Genomic DNA, 9,028 nt, shown 5'->3' on the forward strand with positions numbered 1-9,028 from the left:
TCGAAGAATTCAAAGAAGGGTGGATCTCGGAAATGATTCAAAGAACGATGAAACGTTGGATAGCTATTGTCATGGTATTATTATTAATTGCGGCCAATCTTCCTCAGAATGCTTATGCAGATTCTCTTGACGAGTGGAATATCCGGAATCCGTTGCCCACGGGTAATGTTCTATATGGCGTCACCTATGGAAACGGTACGTATGTTGCGGTAGGGGCCGATGGAACGATTGTAGCCTCCAGCGACGGAGCGGGCTGGACGAGCCGAACGAGCGGCACTACGAGTCATCTATTGGGCGTCACCTACGGAAACGGGACGTATGTGGCGGTGGGGACCAGTGGAACGATTGTGACCTCCGGCGATGGAGCGAACTGGACGAGCCGAACAAGCGGCACTACTTATGCTCTAAATGGCGTTACCTTCGTAAACGGCAAGTATGTGGCAGTGGGGGAAAGTGGAACGATTGTAATTTCCATTGACGGAGTGAACTGGACGAGCCTAACGAACGACCATCGGGATAATCTATTTGGCGTTACCTACGGAAACGGAACGTATGTGGCGGTGGGTGCACTTGGAGTGACTGTAACCTCCAGCGACGAAGCGAGCTGGACGAGCCGATCGGGCGACACTACGGATTATCTATTTGGCGTCACTTACTCAAATGGGACGTATGTGGCGGTGGGGAACAATGGAATGATTAAGACCTCCATCGACGCAGCGAGCTGGACGAGACTACCGAGCGGCACTACGGATAGTCTGAAGGGCGTCACTTACGGAAACGGCATGTATTTGGCGGTGGGGGGCAATGGAACGATTGTGACCTCCGGCGACGGAGCGAACTGGACGAGCCGAACGAGCGGCACTACGAATGAACTATTTGGCGTTACCTACGGAAACGGAACGTATGTGGCGGTGGGGTACAATGGAACGATCGTAACCTCCAGCGACGGAGTGAGCTGGACGAGCCGAACGAGAGGCACTACGAATGATCTAAATGGTATTACCTACGGAAACGACACATATGTGGCGGTGGGGGCCAATGGAACGATTGTAACTTCAAGCGACGGAGCGAGCTGGACGAGCCGAACGAGCGGCAACCTGAATAATGTATATGGTGTCACCTACGGAAACGGGACTTATGTGGCGGTGGGGTACAGTGGAACGATTGTGACCTCCGGCGATGGAGCGAACTGGATGAACCGAACAAGCGGCACTCCTAAAGCTCTATATGGCGTCACCTACGGAAACGGCAAGTATATGGCAGTGGGGGCCAATGGAACGATTGTGGCCTCCAGCGATGGAGCGAATTGGACGAGCCAAACGAGCAGCACTTCGAATTATCTATTTAGCGTCACCTACTCAAACGGCACATATGTGGCAGTGGGGGATGCTGGAACGATTGTGACCTCCAGCGATGGAGCGAACTGGATGAGCCAAACAAGCGGTACTCCTAAAGCTCTATATGGCGTCGCCTACGAAAACGGCATATATGTGGCGGTGGGTGCAGATGGAACGATTGTAACCTCCAGCAATGGAGCGAGTTGGACGGGCGGAACGAGCGGCACTACGAATCCTCTGAGGGGCGTCACCTACTCAAACGGCATGTACGTGGCGGTGGGGGAAAGTGGAACGATTGTGACCTCCAGCGACGGTGCGAGTTGGACGAGCCGAATGAGCGGCACCACGAATCCTCTGAGGGGCGTCACCTACGGCTGCGGAACGTATATGGCGGTGGGTATGACTGGAAAGATTATACAATCCGCCCCAGCGCCGGCAGTCAACAGCGTGAGCGTCAGCCCGAGCAGCGCAAGCGTGGTGCAAGGAGGAAGCAAAAAGCTCACGGCCGTGGTAGATGCGGTGGGAAGCGCGGCAGAGACGGTCACATGGACGAGCAGCGACGCAAGCAACAAAGTGGCGGTGGACGGCACGGGGAACGTGACGGTCGCGGCGAATGCCTTTCCGGGGAATTATACGATCACGGCAACGTCAACAGTGGATGGCAGCAAAAAAGGGACAGCGACGATAACCGTTACCGCGGCAGGTTCAACCATTTTTAATCAAGACGGCATTGGTTATAGCGGCACAATTGCACCCGCGCCAATTGGATCCACTGTGAGGATGTCCGTGTACAAGAATTGGCCTAGCAATCTCTCAAGAGGAAGCTTTGCTTTTTCCGGCGGGGTATTCGATGGACAACACATCTGGATGATTCCATATTCCGCCGATAGCCTGCTTAAGGTGGACAAAGATACGGGTGCGATGACCGCTTACAACAATTGGCCTAGCGGATTTACCAAAACCCCGAGCGATCCTTTTCAGTCTATTCAGGCTTTCCAGGGGGGAGTGTACGATGGGAATTCCATTTGGCTCATTCCCTATAGCGCTGACAGGGTTATAAAGGTAGATAAAAACACTGGGGAAATGACGGGTTACAGTGACTGGCCCGAAGGGACGACTTCCATTGGCGCGACCGCTTTTATGGGAGGGGTTTTTGACGGGCGGAATATTTGGTTCGTCCCTTATAAAGTGAACAAAGTAATTAAGCTTGACACCGTTACCGGGGTGATGACAGGGTACGAGGACTGGCCCGCCGGATTCATTCATGGCACTTATGCATTTGGCGGCGGTCTTTTCGACGGACAGAATGTCTGGTTAATTCCCTCTGAAGCCAATCAAGTGATCAAAATCAATCCAGAAACCGGAACTATGACAGCTTATAGTAACTGGCCCGCCGATTTTTCGAAAAATACAGCAAGGTTCACGGGAGGAATTTTCGACGGCCAAAATGTGTGGATGATCCCTTCTAATGCAGATCGGGTTATCAAAATGAATACAACCGACGGTACCATGACGAGTTACAATGCTTGGCCGGATGGATTAACGGAAAAATATTTTTTTGGCGGTTCATTCGATGGCCAAAATATCTGGATGGTCTCTGCCTCGGCAAATTCTTCTGTCGTCAAGATGAATACAGTTACGGGTGAGATGACCGGATACAGTAATTGGCCCGATGGGATCAATAGAGGCCCCATGCCTTTCCGGGGCGGGGTATTCGACGGCGATAGCGTTTGGATGATTCCCTTTACCGCGGACGGCTTGGTTAAGCTGGGCAATCCCGCCTACACCCTGACCTACACGGCTGGTGCGAACGGCACGATCACAGGCAATGTGACGCAGACGGTGAGCAGTGGCGGTTCCGGCACAGCCGTGACGGCAGTGGCGAATCCCGGCTATCACTTCGCCAGTTGGAGCGATGGCAACACGCAAGCGACGCGAACGGACACGAACATTACGGCAAACTTGAGCGTAACGGCGACATTCGCGCAGGATCGTATCTCATCTGGTTCCGGCGTTTCCACGACACCGGCGACAACCAATAACGGTGTAGAGATATTTGTTAACGGGAAAGTAGAAACTGCGGGAACAGCCTCCGCAAGTAAGCGAAACGACCAGACCGTGACTACGATTGTCGTCGATCAGAAGAAACTGGAGGACAAGCTCGCGGCGGAAGAAAAAGGCGCTGTTATCACCATTCCGATTGCCGCCAAGTCCGATGTCTTCATCGGCGAACTGAATGGCCTAATGGTGAAGAACCTGGAAGACAAGCAGGCGGTTGTAGCGATTAAAACGGACAAAGCGACATACACACTTCCTGCTCAGCAGATCAATATCGACGCTGTATCCGACAAGATCGGCAAGTCAGTTGCCTTGCAGGATATTAAGGTACAAATCGAGGTTGCGGCGCCAACAGCGGATAAGGTGAAAGTAGTAGAAGATGCGGCAGAGAAGGGCGCGTTCACGCTTGTCGTTCCGCCGGTAGAATTTACGGTTAGAGCCTCATACGGAGAGAAGACCATCGAAGTATCCACATTCAACGCCTATGTGCGTAGAACGATTGCGATCCCGGATGGCGTTGACCCGAGCAAGATTACGACGGGCGTTGTGGTCGAATCTGATGGAACGGTCCGCCACGTTCCGACTAAGATTGATGTGATCGATGGCAAGTATTACGCAACAATCAACAGCTTGACCAACAGCACCTACTCCGTCGTCTGGCATCCGCTTGAATTCAGCGATGTTGCGAAACATTGGGCGAAAGACGCCATCAATGATATGGGAACTCGGATGGTCATTCAGGGCACTGGGGGCGGCCAGTTCAGTCCTGACCGGGATATTACGCGCGCCGAGTTCGCGGCTATCGTCGTTCGAGGTTTGGGGCTCAAACCGGATAATGGAGCGACGCCATTCTCGGATATGAAGGCAACGGATTGGTACAGCGGCGCGGTCAACACTGCTTATACGTACAATCTGATCACGGGCTTCGAGGATGGAACATTCCGACCGAATGACAAAATTACGCGCGAACAGGCGATGGTAGTGCTCTCCAAAGCGATGAAGGTCACCGGATTGAAAGACAAGCTTTCCGTTCAATCGGCAGATACGGCACTTCGTCCGTTTGGAGATGCGACAGCCGTACCCAAGTGGGCGCTAAGCAGCGTTGCGGATAGTGTGCAAGCAGGGATTGTAGAGGGAAGAAACGGTGCTGCACTTGCGCCGAAAGCCAACATGACCAGAGCTGAAGTGGCAATGATTATTCAGAAACTGTTGCAAAAATCGGGTCTGATTTAATTAGAAATCAGTAGTCAACCCAAAGAGATCCCATATTCCCTTCCCTGGTGGACACATTCCGCATGGGGGAGGGATTGCTTTTTTCGATTACATCATGAAATTGAGAGCACTCAACCTTTTCAAGACGGCAACGGTCGTGTCGGCAGCGGCGGACAACGGACGGCTGTCGCCGCGCTGTTCGGCAAGTTCGCACATTATTTGTATGTTGGTCTGGAGCCGGTTCGCTGGGTAACATCCAAGTGCGCGGAGCTGCTCGCTTATATGCTGCTGCAGCCCTGGGAGAAGGAGGTCAAGCAAGTGGGAACTGTTCGAGACGCTCTGGCCGGCCCAGAATACGGAGAAAGCAGGCATCAACCTGTGAAGCACGGTTAGCAGAATCAACAAGACGTTACGGGATTGCCGTTCGGGGATGGCGCTGGCTTCTGTCAGGAATGGCTACAGGCTGGTCTTGTCCGATGAAGCGCCGGCTGTGGACGCGGTGGAATTGGAGCTTTTCGAGCTGGACGCCGTCGAGCCGGACCCGGATAATCTGGCCCATGTCGAGTAGCTCGTCCACCGCTGTAGCCGACCGTTCCTGCAAGAGTTCGACAGTGCCTGGTGTGAGCCTTACCGCAAGCAGTATCGCCATTATTTCCTGCATCTTGGGAAAAAGCTGCCCCAGTATTACGAGAAAGCCGAGACGGAGCCGTTTAAGGCGCTGCGGCTGGCCGATCTGCTAGTCGGACACGACCCTTACGACGAATTACTGCGGGAAGCGGCGCTGAAGCTGCACCATCGCATCGGCGGTTCCCAACGCGCGGCCGCCTACTATGAAGCGTAGCCGAGCTGATCAAGACCGAGCTGGGGGCCTTGCCGGGCGATACGCTTACCGCGTTGCTTCGCGCCTAAACGGATTGACCCATATCGCATGAAGGAACCTGTAATCCGACCGGAGCGGGTTCCTTTTTGTTTTGCAACAATTTTGCAACATCGCTCCCGTTATAATGCCTTGGTAGTGAAATCAGCATGGGAGTGATCCACCGAATGAAACGAATGTATTCGGGTCGCTAGTAGACGGCGGCGGTACGAACGGGTTGAACGCGGATGCTTTAAAACCCGGCAGTCAAGCCTCAAATAGCTGTATTCAACAACGCTTTAAATATTTGGATGACGAGGTGGAAAACAGCAAAAGCGAAACGAAAACGACGACAAAGATGCTGCAGAAGGCGACGTTGACAGGCAAGGATGTGTTTCCCGAGTATAACATGATTTATGTTGAAAAGTTTGAGAATACGATCAAAGGAATGCAGGGAAAGGCGAGTGGAAGAAAACAATGATCAAACGTTGGATTTCGATAGTCATGGTATTATTTTTAATTGCAGCCAATATTCCTCAGTATGCTTTTGCAGATTCTCTTGACGAGTGGAATATCCGGAGTCCGTTGCCAACAGCTAATAATCTAGCTGGCGTCACCTACGGAAACGGCACGTATGTGGCGGTGGGAGTAGGTGGAACGATTATAACCTCCAGCGACGGAGCGAGCTGGACGAGCCGAACGAGCGGCACTACAAATGCTCTATATGGCGTCGCCTACGGAAACGGCACGTATGTGGCGGTGGGATTAGGTGGAACGATGGTAACCTCCAGCGACGGAGCGAGCTGGACGAGCCGAACGAGCGGCGCTACGAGTAATCTAAATGGCGTCACCTACGGAAACGGGACGTTTGTAGCGGTGGGGAACAGTGGAACGATTGTAACCTCCAGCGACGGAGTGAGCTGGACGAGCGGCACGAACGGCACGAATCATCTATTTGGCGTCACCTACGGAAACGGGTCGTATGTGGCAGTGGGTGCAAGAGGAACGATTGCAACCTCCAGCGACGGAGCGAGCTGGACGAGCCGAACGAGCGGCGCTACGAATCAACTATTTGGCGTCACCTACGGAAACGGCACGTATGTGGCGGTGGGATTAGGTGGAACGATGGTAACCTCCAGCGACGGAGCGAGCTGGACGAGCCGAACGAGCGGCACTACGAATCAACTATCTGGCGTCACCTACGGAAACGGCACGTATGTGGCGGTGGGATTAGGTGGAACGATGGTAACCTCCAGCGACGGAGCGAGCTGGACGAGCCGAACGAGCGGCACTACGAATCAACTATCTGGCGTCACCTACGGAAACGGCACGTATGTGGCGGTGGGAGTAGGTGGAACGATTATAACTTCCAGCGACGGAGCGAGCTGGACGAGCCGAACGAGCGGTACTACGAATAATCTTCAAGGTGTGGCCTACTTAAACGGTACGTATGTGGCGGTGGGAGCAGGTGGAACGATTGTAACCTCCAGCGACGGAGCGAGCTGGACGAGCCGAATGAACGGCACTACGAATAATCTACACGGCGTCACCTACGGAAACGGGGCGTATGTGGCGGTGGGGTTAGGTGGAACGATGGTAACCTCCAGCGACGGAGCGAGCTGGACGGGTCGAACGAGCGGCACTACGAATAATCTATATGGCGTCACCTACGGAAACGGGGCGTATGTGGCGGTGGGTGCAGGCGGAACGATTGTAACCTCAAGCGACGGAGCGAGCTGGACGGGCCGAATGAGCGGCACTACGAATAATCTATATGGCGTCACCTACGGAAACGGGTCGTATGTGGCGGTGGGTGCAGGCGGAACGATTGTAACCTCCAGCGACGGAGCGAGCTGGACGAGCCGAACGAGCGGCACTACGAATCAACTATCTGGCGTCACCTACGGAAACGGCACGTATGTGGCGGTGGGATTAGGTGGAACGATTGTAACCTCCAGCGACGGAGCGAGCTGGACGAGCCAAACGAGCGGCGCTATGAGTAATCTAAATGGTGTCACCTACGGAAACGGCATGTATGTGGTGGTGGGAGCAGGTGGAACGATGGTAACCTCTGGCGACGGAGCGAGCTGGACGCGCCGAACGAGCGGCACTATGAATTATCTATATGGCGTCACCTACGGAAACGAGGCGTATGTGGCGGTGGGATTAGGTGGAACGATTGTAACCTCCAGCGACGGAGCGAGCTGGACGCGCCGAACGAGCGGCACTATGAATTATCTATATGGCGTCACCTACGGAAACGAGGCGTATGTGGCGGTGGGATTAGGTGGAACGATTGTAACCTCCAGCGACGGAGCGAGCTGGACGAGCCGAACGAGCGGCACTCCGAATCAGCTAAATGGCGTCACCTACGAAAATGGCACGTATGTGGCGGTGGGGAACAGTGGAACGATTGTGACCTCCAGCGACGGGGCGAACTGGACGAGCCGAATGAGCGGCATTATGTATCATCTATATAGCGTCATCTGTGGAAACGGCACGTATGTGGCGGTGGGATTAGGTGGAAGGATAGTGAAGTCCGGCCCAATCACCGCAATGCCGCAAGCGGCGATGCCGGCAGCGAGTCCGTCCGGCGGCGCGGTAGCGTCGGGCACGACCGTAGCGTTGTCAACGTCCACGACGGGAGCGACGATCTACTATACGACCGACGGCAGCACGCCGACCGCCAGCAGTACGGCTTACAGCACGCCGATCAGCGTGACAAGCGCAGTGACGATCAAGGCGATTGCGGTGAAATCGGGCATGACCAATAGTGCCGAGATGAGCGAGAGCTACACGATCATGCTGCAAGCGGCGAAGCCGACAGCGAATCCGTCCGGCGGCGCGGTAGCGTCGGGCACGACCGTAGCGTTGTCGACGGCAACTTCTGGAGCGACGATCTACTATACGACCGACGGCAGCACACCAACCGCCAGCAGTACGGCTTACAGCACACCGATCAGCGTGACGAGCGCGATGACGATCAAGGCGATTGCGGTAAAATCGGGCATGACCAATAGTGCCGAGATGAGCGAAAGCTACACGATCATGTCGCAGGCGGCGACGCCGACAGCGAATCCGTCCGGCGGCGCGGTAGCGTCGGGCACGACCGTAGCGTTGTCCACGGCAACTTCTGGAGCGACGATCTACTACACGACCGACGGCAGCACGCCGACCGCCAGCAGTACGGCTTACAGCACGCCGATCAGCGTGACGAGCGCGATGACGATCAAGGCGATTGCGGTAAAATCGGGCATGACCAATAGTGCCGAGATGAGCGAGAGCTACACGATCATGCCGCAAGCGGCGAAGCCGACAGCGAATCCGTCCGGCGGCGCGGTAGCGTCGGGCACGACCGTAGCGTTGTCGACGTCCACTTCTGGAGCGACGATCTACTATACGACCGACGGCAGCACGCCAACCGCCAGCAGTACGGCTTACAGCACGCCGATCAGCGTGACAAGCGCGATGACGATCAAGGCGATTGCGGTAAAATCGGGCATGACCAATAGTGCCGAGATGAGCGAAAGCTACACGATCATGCCGCAGACGGCGACGCCGACAG

The 9,028-nt window shown here is 54.9% G+C and carries 4 protein-coding genes; all 4 read left to right on the forward strand.

What is annotated here, in order from left to right:
• Positions 1-32 precede the first annotated feature (32 nt).
• On the forward strand, positions 33-4,628 hold the full coding sequence (locus AC6RNO_RS28110) for an S-layer homology domain-containing protein (RefSeq protein ID WP_497107517.1): 4,596 nt from the start codon (positions 33-35) through the stop codon (positions 4,626-4,628).
• 409 nt (positions 4,629-5,037) lie between these two features.
• Positions 5,038-5,175: a hypothetical protein gene (locus AC6RNO_RS28115; protein ID WP_497107518.1), complete on the forward strand. Its 138-nt coding sequence runs from the start codon at positions 5,038-5,040 to the stop codon at positions 5,173-5,175.
• Positions 5,176-5,782: 607 nt separating this feature from the next.
• The gene (locus AC6RNO_RS28120) at positions 5,783-5,944 is read left to right on the forward strand and encodes a hypothetical protein (RefSeq protein WP_474684710.1); all 162 of its coding nucleotides are present in this window, start codon (positions 5,783-5,785) and stop codon (positions 5,942-5,944) included.
• The coding region (locus AC6RNO_RS28125; protein WP_497107519.1) for a chitobiase/beta-hexosaminidase C-terminal domain-containing protein at positions 5,941-9,028 on the forward strand (3,088 nt) is incomplete at its 3' end. The genes AC6RNO_RS28120 and AC6RNO_RS28125, both read left to right, overlap by 4 nt.

The sequence above is a fragment of the Paenibacillus sp. sgz302190 genome (assembly GCF_059820445.1).

Excerpts from the sequence above, each read along its gene's own strand:
- AC6RNO_RS28110 (WP_497107517.1), top strand. The coding sequence starts at position 33 with ATGATTCAAAGAACGATGAAACGTTGGATAGCTATTGTCATGGTATTA.
- AC6RNO_RS28115 (WP_497107518.1), top strand. The coding sequence starts at position 5,038 with ATGGCGCTGGCTTCTGTCAGGAATGGCTACAGGCTGGTCTTGTCCGAT.